Raw genomic sequence first — 14,549 nt, 5'->3', positions numbered from 1 at the left:
GGGTCATGGCTTGACAGCCGCCACCGGCGGGAGGAGTATCAGTTAACGAATTAGTTAATTAACTCGTCATGGACCGTATTTTCGAAGCCCTCGCCTCCACCGCCCGCCGGCAGATCCTGGCCTATCTCAGCGCCGGCGAGCTCAGCGCGGGCGAACTGGCCGAACGCTTCGACTTCAGCAAGCCGGCGCTGTCCAGCCATCTGCGCATCCTCGAGGAAGCCGGCCTGATCGAACGCGAGAAGCGCGGCCAGTTCGTGTACTTCCGGCAGGTGCCCGACCGTTTGGCCAACACGTTGTTCTCGTGGGCGGCCGAAGTCTGTCCGGTCGGCGGTCCGCTCAAGCGCGAAGCACGCGCGCGCCGCAAGTCCCCCGCCCGCTGATCCGCCCGCCAAGGAGCATGACGATGCCTGGTTCGACCCGCGATCGCCGTTCGTTTCCAGCAGTGCAGCTTCCGGCACAGGACGGCGGCAGTCCGACCGAAGTCACCCTGATCGCGCAGCTCGGCATCGGCGCCGGTGATGCGCTGGTGACCGACGCCAGCCAGCGCCAGCGCCACCACCCGGCCTTCATCGATGCGCTGGACGAGCCTTCGGCGCGACTGGGCGGCATGCGTCTGCAGCAGGGAGACGCCTCCTCGCTGTACAGCTTCACCGTCGGTGCCGGTGGCCACCCGTTTCATCGCCATGCAGGCCCGCGCATGTTCACCGCCATTGCCGGCAGCGCCGGTGCCGAGCTGCGTTTCGCCACCGTCTCCGACACGCAGCTGGCAGCAGATCCCGGTGCCTTCGCGCGCACGCTTCGGCGTGTCCGCATTCCACCTGACTGCCTGTTCACGGTGCGCTTCGGTGGAGGCACCTGGCATCAGTTCGCATCGAACCATCGTGCACACCCGGCGTTGTTCGCGTTGTCCTGCCACAGCGATGAACTGGCAGGCCAAATGAGCGAACAGGCCCGTGCGCAGGTGGAGCGCAATGCCGCCGATATCCCCAGCCTGACCGAGGTGCTGCCGGAATCGCACTGGCCTTCGGGCACCACACTTGCAGCGGCACCGCTGCTGCAACTGTCGCTGCAGGCGGCGCCCCCAAGCCTGTGCGCGCATCTGTGCGCTCGTACCCGCGCCCTGTTCGGTCCGCTGCGGCGGATCCCGCTGCGGCCGCTGCGTGGCTTCGTCGAACGCGCCACGCCGGCCTATCCCATCCATGCACGGTCTGCTGCCAGCGATGGCCTGCTGCCCACGGCACTGCCGCACAGCCACTATCAGGACCTGACCACCCTGTGCCTGGAACCCTCGCAGGTGGCCTACCGTTCCGCGTCGGCGCTGCTGGCCGATGTACTGGAGGGCTTCCTGCGCAATCCACCCAGCGGCGTCGGCCATCTGATGGCCCTGCGCAACCGCCTGGTGGCACCGCTGCGGCTGCGTACGTCGCCGCTGGGATGCCCGGTGTCGTCACTACTGTCGACCGATCGCAGCCGGTTGTTCGCCGGTCGATTCCCGGTGCTGGATTCGCACATCGACACGCAAGACAACTGCGCCGAAGTCCTGCTCGGCGCCGACGATCGGCACCTGCGCTTCCGCAGCAGCGTGCGTGTGCAGCGGCGTGCCGATGGATGCATCGAGATCAGCCTTGGCTCACACGTGCAGACCCTCAATGCGTTCGGAAGCATGTACATGGCACTGATCGATGCTGCGCACCGGCACTATGTCGCGCCGGCACTGCTGCGGCGGGCGGTGGAGCATGCACTGGCGCCGGAACTGGCTGATCTTGATGCGTGGGCCGCGCGCCCGGTGCACTGGTGATGCCGGCCAGCGGCCGGCACTACCCTGCGCTGTAGCGGTACACCAGATCATCCGCGTCGCTGCGCGCGGCCTTTTCATCCAGCACGCCGCCCAGACGCCGTGCGACGGCCTGCGATGCCAGGTTGTCCGGCGCCATGTAGCTGACCAGGGTCGGCAGCTGCGGCACCACGAAGGCCCAATCACGCAGCGCACCGGCGGCTTCAGTCGCGAAGCCCTGCCCTTCATGGCCGTCGTACAGCAACCAGCCCAGCTCTTTTTCCGGGAACAGCGGGCCATGATTGATCCCGACCTGGCCGATGCAGGCACCGGTATCACTGCGCTCGATCATCAACGCGCCATGCCCGAACAGGTGCCAGCTGGCCAGGTCGTGGCAGAACTGGCCCCACGCCGCCACCTCACCGAACGGCCCGCCCATGCCCCGCGCACGCGGCGAGGCCAGGAACGCGGCATAGACGCCGAAGTCATCCAGCTGCTGTGCACGCAGCCGCAGGCGCACGGTGTGCAGGGTTGGAATCTCAAGCACGACGGCGCACAGGATCAGTACACGGCCAGGTGGCCGCAGCCACGGCGCAGGGGCTGCCCTTCCATCGTCACCTGCACGCTGGCCAGCGTGTCCACGCCTTCGGAATTGCGGCACGACTCGTGCTTGATCTCGACGATGGCCGGCTGCTTGCCCAGCTCGCCGTTGAGAACGATCAGCGAACCGGGTGCATCGGCCGGCTGGCCGAGGTAGCGCAGCACGCCCTTGTGGGTGCGTCCATCGGCACTGAGGCTGGCGTCGTGGTTGCCCTTGCCGGTGGAGGCGATCTCGATGCTCCAGCCAGTGCCACCGCCGGTGAAGGCCGGTACCGGGCTCAGGTCGGCAGCGATGGAAGGATGGCGAGGCGCGTCGGCGCTGGTCTGGGGAGCGGTCGAAGCACAGCCGGCCAACAACCCGGCCAGCAGGGCCGTGGCAACAACAGGGCGAAAGATCATGGACGGCTCCTGCAGCGATCGGAGGGCCAGTCTAGGCAGGACCGCGTGCGCCGGCGATGAATGCCACGATCAGCGGGCGCCACGACCGCCCCCCGCCACCCGTACCCGATCACGCCCCTGCGCCTTGGCCCGGTACATGGCCGCATCGGCGGCACGCAGCAGGGTGCGCCAGCCCAGTGCGTCGGTGCCGCCCTCGGCCACGCCGAAACTGGCGGTCACCCGCAGCACGGTGCCGCCGGCCAGCACGATGTCCATCTGCTGCAGGGCCAATCGCAATGACTCGGCCAGCTGGCGGCCGCCGGCCAGATCACCGTCGGCCAACAGCACCAGGAACTCTTCACCACCATAGCGGGCGATGCTGTCGCTGCGGCGCAGGTGCCGTTGCAGCAACTGCGCCACCTGCACCAGCACTTCGTCACCGGCATCGTGACCGTGGCCGTCGTTGATCGCTTTGAACCGGTCCACGTCCAGCAGGATCACCACGGCGCCGGCGCCTCCTTCGGCATGCCGCTGCTGCACCCTTTCTTCCAGCGCGCGCCGGTTCAACAGCCCGGTCAATTCATCGGTACCTGCCAGCTGGCGCAGTTCGCTGGTCAGCGCAGAGCGCTCGCGCGACTTCTCGCGCAGGACCTCGATCGCATCGAACAGGCGCTGCATTTCGGCCAGCGGGTGGGTGACATGCTGCTCTGGCCCCGGTGCCTCCGAGGCGATCTGGATGACCTGCTTCTGCGCCTGCAGCAGCGGCCGCAGGATCTGCCGATGGGCAATGCGCAGGGCCACGCCCAGCACCAGCAGCGTACCCAGCACCGTCGCCACCAGCACCACCAGGCGCGTCGCTTCACGGTTGCGGGTGCGTTCAAAGCGGGCGATGGACACGCTCAGGTAGCCATCGCGCAGCGCCTCAAGCGACTGCAGGGTGGGCACGTAGCGCGTGGTGAACTCCGCGGCGGTCCACGGCGGCGGCAGGCCGCGGCGACCGTCTTCGATCAGTTGCTCGATCATCGGCAGCGACTCACCGAAGAACTGCCGTCGCGCCATGTCCCAGTGCCATGACAATTCCGGGTCACTGCGGAACACCGACTCGTGGCTGCCCGCCAACCGCCACAGCTCCAGCAGGCGGCCCTGGGTCTGCAGCGCCGCGCGTACCTGCTCCTCACGCCATGCCCCTGGTATCGCCACCGGCGCCATCACGTTCGAGGCCAGGCGGCCACCATATTCGCGAAGATCGATCAGCACCTGGCCCTGCATCGCCGGAATCGCCGCTTCGCGATCGGCGCTGACCAGCACGTTGGTCTGTGCCGAAGTCAGCAGGTGCAGGCGATCAACCACGGCGAACATGCCGCTGATCGCACGCTCCACCTCCTCCACCCGGCGTGCGTCATGGGGCTGCGCCACGACCCGGTCGACCGCAGCGCGCGCCGACTGCAGGCGACGTTGCGCGTCGGCCAGCAGGCCATGCTCATCCACCACGCCCGGGTCGTCCTTGAGTGCGGTCTCCAGCTTCGGCACGGCGGTGTCGACCCGCTTGCGCGCGGCCGCCAGCTGCGCGGCCAGCCGTGCCTGTTCGACGGCGTCGGCCGGGTCAGCCCCCAGCAGGCTGTTGGCCGGGCCGCGCTCGGCCGAAACCAGGTTGGCCAGCTCGAAGGACTGCCGCAGCTGGCGCAGGCTGGAAAGGTTGTCTTCGGCGCCGGTGTAGCGCAGCGTGCCCTGTACCAGAGCGATGGCCATCAAGGGCAAGGTGCAGACCACGAACAGCCCGGTCAGGATCCAGACCCAGGTCCGCAACCCGATGGGCGACGCCTTGCCGGCCATGCAAATTTCCCCTGACGTGCGGTTCACTGTAACGACCGGTTCCGGCAGCGCCAAGCCAGCGCCATGCGAACCGTTGCGATAGGTATGGCACAGCGACCGCGAACGCGCCGCCAAGATGGGAAGGCCCGCCTCATCGTAGCGGGAATGTCACATCATGCCGGGTCAGATCCAGCGCTGGTCGACCAGTTCGCGCTTCACGTAGGCGTAGAACACCGGTGCCGCCACCAGGCCGGGCAGGCCGAACGCCGCTTCCATCACCAGCATCGCCAGCAGCAGCTCCCAGGCGCGCGCCTGGATTTCACCGCCGACGATGCGCGCATTGAGGAAGTACTCCAGTTTGTGGATCACGATCAGGTACAGCAGCGCGGCCACGGCCACATAGAACGAGACCGACAGCGCGACGATGGTGATGATGGTGTTGGAGATGATGTTGCCCACCACCGGCAGCAGGCCCGCGATGAAGGTGATCAGCACCAGCGTCTTGGACAGCGGCAGGTGCACCCCGAACAGCGGCAGCACGCCCAGCAGGAAGATGGCGGTGAACACGGTGTTGAGCAGCGAGATCTTCACCTGCGCGAACACCACCTGGCGGAACGCGGTGGCCAGGCGGCTGGTGCGCCCGATCAGCTCCTGCGCCAGCGGCCCCATCTTCGGCAGCGGCAGTTCGTCATACAGCGCGATCATCGCGCCCAGCACCATGCCGATCAGCACCCGCACGCCGATCTGCACCGCCGAGGTCCCGGCCACTCCGAGCTGTCGCTGGTGCTCGGCGGCCCAGTCGTTCAGTGCCGCGCGCAACGCCGGCATGTCCTCGGGAATGTACGGCTGCAGCAGCGCCGGCACCTGGTGCCGCGAGCTGTTGAGGATGTCCATCAGATGGCCCAGCAGCGCATCCGGGCCACCGGTCTCGGTGCGGAAGAACGAGGCCACGCCGATGCCAGCCAGCACCAGCGCGCTGATGATGACCGCCGACAGCACGATCACTGCGATCGCCCGTGCCCGCCCCGGCGGCAGCTTGCCTTCCACGGTGGAGGCCAGCACGTGGGTCAGCTGGAACACCAGCAGGCCGGACAGCAGGGTCACCACAAGGCCCAGCTTCAGCGCCAGCCACATGCCCAGCAGCATCATCAGCCATGCCGCGATCCTCGCAACGGGGGGCTTGGGCTGGGCAACGAGGGCGTCTTGCATGGGGGCACGTCCGGGCGGGGTGGCCCATGGTAGAGGATTGGCCGTGCCAACGGATCAAACTACCTTGACCGCCTGCATCGTCATCGACCTTACCTTGATATGCCCTGGCGACACCCTGCAGCACACGGCATCCCATTGATGTTGGACCATATGATCCGGTCCGCGCAAAGACCGAGGGCGGAGATGACCTCCTGCAATGCGATGCGTGGATCGGATTGATTGTCGATCCTCACGGTGAAGCCCGCATCTGGTTCAGCATCATATGCGATCAATTCAGCAACGGTCCCTGACGGCAACCGCATTCCCAGCGACCGCCACGCTCCCATTCCGGGCTCACTCCCCGTCAACAGTGACTGCCCCAGGCGACGCATCAGGAACGCGTCGTCCACCCTTATCACCGCAAGCTCGAAACAGCCGCCGCCCCGCCATGCGTCGCCCGGTCGCATCGCGGCAATCCCACGATCCCCACTGCTCATGAAGTTGCGTTGTCCGAGTACAGGCTCGTCTCGGTGCGCGAATGGTTCTGCGCACTCGCCGCGCTGCTGGCAAGCAGCCGCAGACACGGGCCACGGATCCATTCGTCGTGCATTTCCGCTGCCCTCAAGGAACTGCGGCGCTTGAACTGACGAACTTGACTGGACGATAGAACGTGTCAATGCAGAGCGCATTGGCGCCGGGACCACAGTCAGAGGGAACCCGTCGCTCGAAGTTCACTCCATCCCGTCTGATCAGACTACGGGTCAGCACCGTGATGCTGGTCTGGCCCACGTCGTAAAGCCTGCGCTTCCCCATGTCGTACGCGTTCTCATACGGAAGGGCGTACTCGTAACTGACAACCTGCGAACTTCCAATTGAATGCGACAGCAGCAGGCCTGCGTCCATCCGCGCACGATTGCCGAACACATATCGTTCAACCGTTCCATCCGAGCCAGTGACTGCCGTCGTCCGCGTCACCGGCGAACTTGACGTGCAGACCTCTGCCAGTCCCTGCCCCACTGCCGGCTGATAGCAGGCGTTGGGCGGTCCGTAGTCGATGGAATGAGTCAGCAGTGGCACCCCCGCACCCTGCATCGAACGCGACACCAGTGAGATGCCATCGACATAGTGCGGGAGCTCCGAGAATTTCCCGCCCGTCGGGGATTGAAGGCAGTAGGAGGTCACCTGTGAATAGCCCCGCCGGCGTGGCTCCAGAGCGAAGCTCGCGCTCACATTGGACTCCAGCTTGACGTTCACCGTCAGCTGCCCGCTGAAGGCCATCGGGATCTGCGAGAGACTTCCACACAGGGCGATCGCCCCCCCATCCGGCCTCGCCGCAATGCCCCCCACGCTGCCGATCGACCATGTGGAGCCATCCGGATTGGTCAGCACTCCCCCCTGAAGGCGCCATTGGCGCCCCCCAGCCTCGATCACCGAGCCGTCCGTGCCTGAAAAAGTGATGCTGCGGCCATCACTCGCCGTAATCTGGCTGGACGAGTAATTGACCCAGTTGCCAAACCGGTCTTCCACACGAGTCAGTCGCATGCGATACAGGGAAACATCCAGCCAGGTGTCGGACTGCTGGAAATTGCTCATTATCTGTAGCGTCTCTTCGTCACGCTCGGGACGGCCGAAGTAGTACCTGTTTCCATCCGGACCGTGACCAACGAATCCATCACTACCATCGGCCAGCTGGTAGCAGCTGAAACGCCATCCGCCGTTGGTTGCCCAGCGTACATCGACATTCGGAATGCTCGGTTCCCCCTGATCCAGCCGTCGGATGATTCCGCCACCCTCCGTGCCAACCAGCGAATTCCCATCCCAGTAGTCTTCGGGCAGAAAATTGTCGATCGGCGGCTTGCTCGACCTGACCACTTCGGCGACACCCCGTCTCCGAGGGTCGGAGCATCGACGTCCGGTGTAGGCGTTCGGGCTACCGACCATCCAGCCCAGTTCGGTGGAATGAATGCCCATGATGAATGGTTCCGCGCGCCTCAACGCATACTTGGGCGGCCACCCGAGCTTCTCCTGGACGGTGTACTCATAGTCCGCTGCCACCCTCAGCGCATTATTGCCCGGGAGTTCGACCACGGTTTTGTGGAAGGACACGGCGCCTGAGTAGAAGTCGATGCGCTCGCCGAACTGGCCAAACCCCGCAGGAAGCGCAGTGATGGACTCGCTGCGTGCCAGCTCTCGCCCATACGTCTCGAAAGAGTGAACCTGTGCCTGTACGCCGAAGGCCAGCAGCTGTGCCGCCATTGCCAGGACGATCCGCTTGAAGCGATCCATGTCTATCCTCGAAGAATAAGCCCATCTGCCGGCAGGTCCTCCGCCAGACCAAACGAATGTCACGCAGCTTCTGGACCATGCGGGGAAGCGCGTGCAGCCCCAATGTCGCTCCGTTCAGAGCCGACTGAAGCCAGAATTCCCATCACCCTGCCCATCCCCAAATGGGCGTCACTTCTGCACCTAAGCTTGCCAAGCACCCGGAGAGGTCTTGGTCAGAGCCCGAAACTTCAATCGTCGCGAAGATCCCCCGATCTGTTCACCCTCCTTGGTGAGCAAAGTATATGCATGGATTCCGACTGACCCATGATGCAGCGCAACGACCGTCACGTGCGCACGGCCCGGACGCTATTGCGTTGATTCCGTATGGATATCCAATGCCAGATAGCGCGCCGTACGCACGATCGCCTCGCGCTCTCCGAAACTGGCCAGTTCATCGGCGATGCGCCCGCTGTCACCGGTCAGCGCAATCTCCTGCAAGGTGCGCTGCAGGGCCCGGATCGCGGCCCGTTGCAGATCCGAGGGAATGATCACCAGGCGGTAGTCGAGTTCGGCCAGGCGCTCCACCGGCACCAGCGGCGTCCTGCCACTGTGGAACATGTTGATCAGCTTCGGCCCGGGCACGTGCGGCGAGACGGCGTCGATGCAGAACATGCACCGCCAGGGCCTGTGCTTCGTTGCACTGGAGCTGGGCATGCCGATCACCGCGCTGCAGCTGGTGATGCGTGGCGATTCCCCAGCGGCGGCCGCACAGCTACTGGCCTGTTCCAGGGCGGACGTACGAACTCACTCGCCATAGCTGGCGGTGTTCTTGCCCTGCCGCTTGGCGTGGTAAAGCGCGCGGTCGGCCAGGGCCAGCCAGTCCTCCACGCTGCCGCCGCGTGGCGTGGCAGCAATCCCGATGCTCACGCTGAACTCAACGCCCGGGGTCGCCTGCCGTGCCGCTTCGAGCAGGTGCAGGCGAACCCGTTCGGCCACATGCATCGCATCCACGGGCGCGCAGTCGTGCAGCAGCACGACAAACTCGTCGCCGCCCAGGCGCGCTGGTGTATCACCGGGCCGGGCGAAGGCGCGCAGGGTCGAGGCGATGTGCCGCAGTACTTCATCACCGGCGCGGTGCCCGTGCGAATCATTGATGTGCTTGAAGTCATCCACATCGAGCATCAACAGGCAGGCAAAGCCGCCCTGCCCCTGCGCTTTGTCCAGCGCCTGCTGCGCACGCAGGATCAGGAAGCCGCGATTGGCCAGTTCGACCAGCGGATCCATCCGGCTCAGACGCTGCAGCTGGCGGTTCTGCGACTTCACCCGACGCGCCAGCTGCCAGCTGAGGATGCTGAGCCCGATGCCGTAGACGAACAGGAACGGCACGCTGAGCACGATCGTGCGTTGCGACGACACGGGTTGGTAAGGAAACCCGAGCGCCCACCAGGTGAGCGCGAAGCCCACCACCAGAGCCAGCGTTGCCCGCATCGCCAGGCGCACGCCGCCGGCCGCGATCTTGTCGGCCACCAGCAATGCTGCGAACAGTGCACTGGGTACGGCGCTCAAGGCCATGAACGCGATCCAGCCGCCGCCGAACAATGAGTCGGCCACCATGCAGCGGAACTGGACCGCGGCCGGCTTGCGCGAGCGTTGGGTCAGCACCAGCGCCAGCGCCGGCCATGCCAGCGCATTGAGCAGCAACAGGACCCAGGGCAGCGCGCCATCCTGGCGCTCCAGCATGATCGAGGCGATGGGGATCGCGCCCAGGCCATTGCCCACGAAGCGCATCCAGCCGATGCGCCGTGCCGCGCCGGCGCCTTCGACCGCGACCTCCGTCGAGTCAGTCAAGAACGGCATTGCCGACCCCCTTGCGCGATCGCACGTTCCACCCCGGCCCCTGCCGGGCTGCCTGTCGTGAGTCTGACAGCTTTACGTCAATTCGGGATCAAGGACTCGAACCTGCAGCGTCCATGGCCTCACCTGGGCCCAGGCGCAGCCGTCGACCCCCGCACCATCAGGCTGAAATCCAGCGTCTGTTGAAGCGGAACGTCCACCTGTTCGATGATGGCGAGCAGCAGGTTGACCGCGCGCGCGCCGATTTCCCGCATCGGCTGCCGGATGGTCGTCAGCGGCGGCGTGAGGTAGCGCGAAGACGCAAGGTCATCGAAACCGACGACGGACAGCTCGTCCGGCACGCGGATGCCCAGATCGCGGCAGGCCGCCAGCGCACCCAGCGCCATCTGGTCGCTGAAGCAGAAGACTGCGGTCGCTGCCGCCCCATCGGCCAGCAGCGCCACCGTTGCGGCATGCCCGGATTCCACCGAGAAATCGCCCGGCACTACGCTCAGCTGGCGCAGGCGGCCGCGCGCCTTGGCGGCGGCTCGCACCCCTTCCAGGCGTTGCTGGTGCAGGGGATTATCCGGCGGCCCGCCGACCACGGCGATCCGTTCATGGCCCAGTGCGTACAAATGCTCCATGACGGCACGTGCAGCGGCGGCATTGTCGATGTGCACACTGGGCAGGCCCAGCGCGGGGTCGAACTCGCATCCGTTGACCACCGGCGCGGCAGCCCCCCTCTGCTGGACAATCTCGCGCGCCGTCGGTGGCAGGCGATGGCCGAGCACGATCATGCCGTCGGCCTCGTTGCGCCGGAGCATCTGCGCGTAGCGCTCCTCGCGGTCGGGTTGGTCCTGCGTATCGCCCAGCAGCACTGCATAGCCGACGGCCTGCGCGGCGTCTTCCGCCCCCTGCAGGATCTGCGCGAAGAACGGATTGGCAATATCCGGAACGGTGACCAGGATCTTGCCGCTGCGCTGGGTCTTGAGCGTACGGGCCACCGTATTGGGCACGTAGCCCAACGCGGCAGCAGCCTGCTCGATGCGCGCGCGCGTCGCCGGCAGCACCTTGTCCGGCCGCGAAAGTGCACGTGACACGGTGCCGGCAGAGACGCCGACGTGCTTTGCGATGTCGTAGATGGTGGCCATGGCGTTAGTTCTCCTGCCCGCTGTGCAGTGCACAACAGGTCCAGCGTAAGCCCCTGCTAGGATAATGCAATCGATTGCATCGAGGGCGAATCACGTTGAAGACGCTCAAGGGTCCAGCGCTGTTCCTGGCGCAGTTCATCGGCGACACAGCTCCTTTTGATCGGCTGGACACGCTGGCCGGGTGGGCCGCGGGCCTGGGCTATTCTGGCGTACAAGTACCGACCAGCGCCCCCCACCTGTTCGACCTGGCCGAGGCCGCACGCAGCCAGGCGTACTGCGACGAGCTCGCCGGCATGCTGGCCGGGCATGGCGTGCAGATCACTGAACTGTCCACCCACCTGCAGGGGCAGCTGGTCGCCGTCCATCCCGCCTATGACAGCCTGTTCGACGGATTCGCACCCGCGGACAAACGCGACGATCCCGCCGCCCGCCAGGCCTGGGCGGTGGAACAGCTGATGCTGGCAGCCAAGGCCAGCCAGCGGCTGGGGCTGACCGCGCACGCCACGTTCTCCGGCGCACTGGCCTGGCCGTACTTCTATCCCTGGCCACAGCGCCCGCCCGGCCTGGTGGACGAGGCCTTCGCCGAACTCGGCCGGCGCTGGCGTCCGATCCTCGATGCCTTCGACGCCTGTGGCGTGGACCTGTGCTTCGAGATCCACCCCGGCGAGGACCTGCACGACGGCGCGACCTTCGAGCGCTTCCTCGACGCGGTCGATCACCATCCGCGCGCGAAGATCCTCTACGACCCCAGCCACCTGCTGCTGCAGCAGATGGATTACCTCGGCTTCATCGACCGCTACCACGCGCGCATCGGCGCCTTCCATGTGAAGGATGCGGAGTACCGTGCCAGCGCCAGCAGCGGCGTCTATGGCGGCTACCAGGACTGGATCGATCGCCCGGGCCGGTTCCGCTCACTCGGCGACGGCCAGATCGACTTCAAGTCGATCTTCTCGAAGTTCGCGCAGTACGACTTCCCCGGCTGGGCGGTACTGGAATGGGAGTGCTGCCTGAAGCACCCGGAAGACGGCGCACGCGAGGGTGCCGCCTTCATCCGCGACCACATCATCCGCGTGACCGAACGCGCTTTCGACGACTTTGCCGACAGCGGCGCCGACGCCGCATCACTGAACCGCATGCTGGGACTCTGAGCCGATACCGCCCCGGGAGGGCAAGCCATGACGCACGCCATGTCGCGCTTGGGCGCGATGATGTTTCTGCAGTTCTTCATCTGGGGAGCGTGGTTCGTGACCCTGGGCACCTACCTGGTGCAGGGCCCGCTGCAGGCCAGCGCCAGCCAGGTGGCGACGGCCTTCCTCAGCCAGTCCATCGGTGCGATCGTCGCTCCCTTCCTGGTCGGCCTGATCGCGGATCGCTACTTCGCCGCACAGCGCATCCTGGCGGTCCTGCACCTGGCCGGCGCAGTACTGATGTGGCTGGCCTCCACGGCCACCAGCTTCAGCATGTTCTCCACCTGCGTCATGGGCTACATGCTGCTGTTCATGCCGACGCTGGCGCTGGCCAACAGCGTGGCGATGCGGCACATGCAATCGCCTGAGAAACAGTTCCCGCTGGTGCGGGTGGCTGGCAGCGTCGGCTGGATCGTGGCCGGCGTGCTGATTGGCTGGCTGGGCTGGGAACAGGCGCATCGGCTCGAACTCACCTTCCAGATGGCAGCAGTGGCGTCGCTGATGCTGGGCCTGTACGCGTTCACCCTGCCGCACACGCCGCCGCTGGCGAAGCAGCGCGATGCCGGGCTCGGGCAGATCCTCGGCCTGGATTCGCTGCGGCTGCTGAAGTCGCGCGCCTACCTGGTGTTCTTCCTGGCCTCCATCGCCATCTGCATCCCGCTGTCGTTCTACTACAACTTCACCAACCCGTACCTCAACGACCTGGGCGTGCGCGGCGCCGCGGGCCTGCAGTCGCTGGGCCAGGTCTCCGAAGTGCTGCTGATGCTGGCCATGCCGTTCCTGTTCGTCAGGCTGGGGGTCAAGACGATGCTGGCCGTGGGCATGGCCGCCTGGGTGGTACGCTACGTCATGTTCGCCTTCGGCGATGCGGGCGGCGGTTTCTCACTGCTGGTGATCGGCATCGTGCTGCACGGCATCTGCTACGACTTCTTCTTCGTCACCGGCCAGATCTACACCGACGCGCATGCTGGCCCCGCCGCGCGCAGCAGCGCGCAGGGGTTCATCACCCTGGCCACCTACGGCGTGGGCATGCTGATCGGCACCTTCCTGTCCGGCGCGGTGGTGGAGCACTTCACCAGCGAGGCCGGCCCGGACTGGCAGCAGATCTGGCTGTTCCCGGCCGGTGTTGCACTGGTGGTGCTGATCGCCTTCCTGCTGCTGTTCCGCGACCGGCCGGCGGCCACCGCCGCGCCCTCCACACCCTGAGGATCCCAGTCGATGCGCAAGCTTGGAATCGCCATTGTCGGCGCCGGCATGATCGGTGCAGTGCATCGTCGCGCCGCCTTGCTGGCTGGAGCCGAGGTACGCGGCGTGGCCGCCTCGTCGCCGCAGCGCGCACATGAGGCGGCGCAATCCTGGAATGTCCCGCGCGCCTACCGGGATATCGAGGACGTGATCACCGATCCGCAGGTGCAGGTCGTGCACGTGTGCACGCCCAATCACCTGCACCGGGCGATGGCGCAGGCTGCGCTGGAAGCCGGCAAGCACGTGATCTGCGAGAAACCGCTGGCGACGACACTGGACGATGCACAGGCGCTGGCGACGCTGGCCGCATCGGTCGGATTGGTTGCCACGGTGCCCTTCGTCTACCGCTACCACCCGGTGGTGCGCGAGGCACGCGCACGCATCGCACACGGCGAGCTGGGGCCGCTGCACCTGATCCACGGCAGCTACCTGCAGGACTGGCTGCTGGACCCGGCCAGCAACAACTGGCGCGTGGACCCGGCACTGGGCGGTACGTCGCGCGTGTTCGCCGACATCGGCTCGCACTGGTGCGACCTGGTGGAATGGGTCAGCGGCGAGCGCTTCACCGAGGTCAGTGCGGCGTTCCAGACGGTGATCGCCGAACGCGGCGACATCACCGGCCAGAGCTTCAGCACGCCTACGGCCAGCGGCGCGATGCAGGCGGTCACCAGCGAAGACGTCGCCGCAGCGATGTTCAGGACCGGCGCCGGCACGCTGGCGTCGTTGACGGTCAGCCAGGTCTCGGCAGGACGCCACAATCGCCTCTGGTTCGAGATCGATGGTGCCAGGGCCAGCGCGGCCTTCAACCAGGAGGATGCCGAGCGGCTGTGGATCGGAAGACCCGACCAGCGCGAGGAGATCTTCGTGCGCGGCCCGGGTGCAGGCAGTGCCGAACAACGGCGGCTGTCGGTGCTGCCGGCCGGGCACGCGCAGGGCTACGGCCAGTGCTTCGAGGCGTTCATCGCCGACACTTATCGCGCCATCGGAGGCGAGCGCCCCGAGGGCCTGCCCACCTTCGACGATGGCGTGCGCTCGGCGCGGATCGTCGACCGCGTCATCGCATCGGCCAGGTCACACGCCTGGACCACCATCGGTTGAATCCCGGGAGGACCCGTT

General features: G+C 66.4%; 14 protein-coding genes. 6 read left to right on the top strand and 8 right to left on the bottom strand.

Features of this window, described 5'->3' with window-relative positions; genetic code table 11:
- The first annotated feature begins 68 nt into the window (after positions 1-68).
- Entirely contained in the window at positions 69-380 is a 312-nt protein-coding gene (locus tag AC5P57_RS01685) for a metalloregulator ArsR/SmtB family transcription factor (protein WP_004147836.1), read from the top strand.
- A 23-nt stretch (positions 381-403) separates the two neighbouring features.
- Positions 404-1,798 (top strand): DUF2867 domain-containing protein, encoded by a 1,395-nt coding sequence (locus tag AC5P57_RS01680; protein ID WP_262236114.1) that lies wholly within the window; start codon positions 404-406, stop codon positions 1,796-1,798.
- 19 nt (positions 1,799-1,817) lie between these two features.
- Here AC5P57_RS01680 and AC5P57_RS01675 read toward each other — a convergent pair whose 3' ends face one another.
- From AC5P57_RS01675 to AC5P57_RS01650, 6 genes are all read right to left on the bottom strand, one after another.
- The gene (locus AC5P57_RS01675; RefSeq protein ID WP_262236113.1) at positions 1,818-2,321 is read right to left on the bottom strand and encodes a GNAT family N-acetyltransferase; all 504 of its coding nucleotides are present in this window, start codon (positions 2,319-2,321) and stop codon (positions 1,818-1,820) included.
- Between the two features lie 14 nt (positions 2,322-2,335).
- Entirely contained in the window at positions 2,336-2,773 is a 438-nt protein-coding gene (locus AC5P57_RS01670) for a hypothetical protein (RefSeq protein WP_262236112.1), read from the bottom strand.
- Positions 2,774-2,842: 69 nt separating this feature from the next.
- Positions 2,843-4,585 carry a GGDEF domain-containing protein gene (locus tag AC5P57_RS01665; protein WP_262236111.1) on the bottom strand — a complete coding sequence of 581 codons (1,743 nt, stop codon included), beginning with the start codon at positions 4,583-4,585 and terminating at the stop codon, positions 2,843-2,845.
- A gap of 162 nt (positions 4,586-4,747) precedes the next feature.
- Positions 4,748-5,773 (bottom strand): AI-2E family transporter, encoded by a 1,026-nt coding sequence (locus AC5P57_RS01660; RefSeq protein WP_262236110.1) that lies wholly within the window; start codon positions 5,771-5,773, stop codon positions 4,748-4,750.
- Positions 5,774-6,373: 600 nt separating this feature from the next.
- On the bottom strand, positions 6,374-8,038 hold the full coding sequence (locus AC5P57_RS01655; RefSeq protein ID WP_099553032.1) for a hypothetical protein: 1,665 nt from the start codon (positions 8,036-8,038) through the stop codon (positions 6,374-6,376).
- A 345-nt stretch (positions 8,039-8,383) separates the two neighbouring features.
- Positions 8,384-8,689, bottom strand: coding sequence for a hypothetical protein (locus AC5P57_RS01650; RefSeq protein WP_239503788.1), 306 nt, complete (start codon positions 8,687-8,689; stop codon positions 8,384-8,386).
- Here AC5P57_RS01650 and AC5P57_RS01645 point away from each other — a divergent pair.
- Complete coding sequence (locus tag AC5P57_RS01645) at positions 8,679-8,834, top strand: hypothetical protein (RefSeq protein ID WP_262236109.1); 156 nt, start codon at positions 8,679-8,681, stop codon at positions 8,832-8,834. The two genes, AC5P57_RS01650 and AC5P57_RS01645, sit on opposite strands and share 11 nt — an antisense overlap.
- On the opposite strand, the gene AC5P57_RS01640 is transcribed toward AC5P57_RS01645, so the two are convergent.
- The gene (locus AC5P57_RS01640) at positions 8,822-9,874 is read right to left on the bottom strand and encodes a sensor domain-containing diguanylate cyclase (RefSeq protein WP_099553033.1); all 1,053 of its coding nucleotides are present in this window, start codon (positions 9,872-9,874) and stop codon (positions 8,822-8,824) included. The genes AC5P57_RS01645 and AC5P57_RS01640 overlap by 13 nt on opposite strands.
- Positions 9,875-9,993: 119 nt before the next feature.
- Complete coding sequence (locus AC5P57_RS01635; RefSeq protein WP_262236108.1) at positions 9,994-11,001, bottom strand: LacI family DNA-binding transcriptional regulator; 1,008 nt, start codon at positions 10,999-11,001, stop codon at positions 9,994-9,996.
- Positions 11,002-11,096: 95 nt separating this feature from the next.
- Between AC5P57_RS01635 and AC5P57_RS01630 the strand changes: the two genes are divergently transcribed.
- From AC5P57_RS01630 to AC5P57_RS01620, 3 genes are read left to right on the top strand one after another with little or no spacing between them, the layout of a single operon-like run.
- Complete coding sequence (locus AC5P57_RS01630; RefSeq protein ID WP_262236107.1) at positions 11,097-12,149, top strand: sugar phosphate isomerase/epimerase family protein; 1,053 nt, start codon at positions 11,097-11,099, stop codon at positions 12,147-12,149.
- A gap of 27 nt (positions 12,150-12,176) precedes the next feature.
- A complete protein-coding gene (locus AC5P57_RS01625) occupies positions 12,177-13,394 on the top strand; it encodes a nucleoside permease (RefSeq protein WP_262236105.1) in 1,218 nt (405 codons plus the stop codon).
- Between the two features lie 12 nt (positions 13,395-13,406).
- Complete coding sequence (locus tag AC5P57_RS01620; RefSeq protein WP_262236104.1) at positions 13,407-14,531, top strand: Gfo/Idh/MocA family protein; 1,125 nt, start codon at positions 13,407-13,409, stop codon at positions 14,529-14,531.
- Positions 14,532-14,549: the final 18 nt, after the last annotated feature.

Source organism: Stenotrophomonas sp. YJH_SMC_79 (assembly GCF_059367995.1).
Note: the sequence above shows the minus strand (reverse complement) of the source record. Positions and strands in the feature narration are given on the sequence as shown.

Excerpts from the sequence above, each read along its gene's own strand:
- AC5P57_RS01670 (WP_262236112.1), bottom strand. The coding sequence starts at position 2,773 with ATGATCTTTCGCCCTGTTGTTGCCACGGCCCTGCTGGCCGGGTTGTTG.
- AC5P57_RS01680 (WP_262236114.1), top strand. The coding sequence starts at position 404 with ATGCCTGGTTCGACCCGCGATCGCCGTTCGTTTCCAGCAGTGCAGCTT.
- AC5P57_RS01645 (WP_262236109.1), top strand. The coding sequence starts at position 8,679 with ATGCAGAACATGCACCGCCAGGGCCTGTGCTTCGTTGCACTGGAGCTG.
- AC5P57_RS01635 (WP_262236108.1), bottom strand. The coding sequence starts at position 11,001 with ATGGCCACCATCTACGACATCGCAAAGCACGTCGGCGTCTCTGCCGGC.
- AC5P57_RS01660 (WP_262236110.1), bottom strand. The coding sequence starts at position 5,773 with ATGCAAGACGCCCTCGTTGCCCAGCCCAAGCCCCCCGTTGCGAGGATC.
- AC5P57_RS01640 (WP_099553033.1), bottom strand. The coding sequence starts at position 9,874 with ATGCCGTTCTTGACTGACTCGACGGAGGTCGCGGTCGAAGGCGCCGGC.
- AC5P57_RS01665 (WP_262236111.1), bottom strand. The coding sequence starts at position 4,585 with ATGGCCGGCAAGGCGTCGCCCATCGGGTTGCGGACCTGGGTCTGGATC.
- AC5P57_RS01655 (WP_099553032.1), bottom strand. The coding sequence starts at position 8,038 with ATGGATCGCTTCAAGCGGATCGTCCTGGCAATGGCGGCACAGCTGCTG.
- AC5P57_RS01620 (WP_262236104.1), top strand. The coding sequence starts at position 13,407 with ATGCGCAAGCTTGGAATCGCCATTGTCGGCGCCGGCATGATCGGTGCA.
- AC5P57_RS01685 (WP_004147836.1), top strand. The coding sequence starts at position 69 with ATGGACCGTATTTTCGAAGCCCTCGCCTCCACCGCCCGCCGGCAGATC.
- AC5P57_RS01650 (WP_239503788.1), bottom strand. The coding sequence starts at position 8,689 with ATGTTCTGCATCGACGCCGTCTCGCCGCACGTGCCCGGGCCGAAGCTG.
- AC5P57_RS01625 (WP_262236105.1), top strand. The coding sequence starts at position 12,177 with ATGACGCACGCCATGTCGCGCTTGGGCGCGATGATGTTTCTGCAGTTC.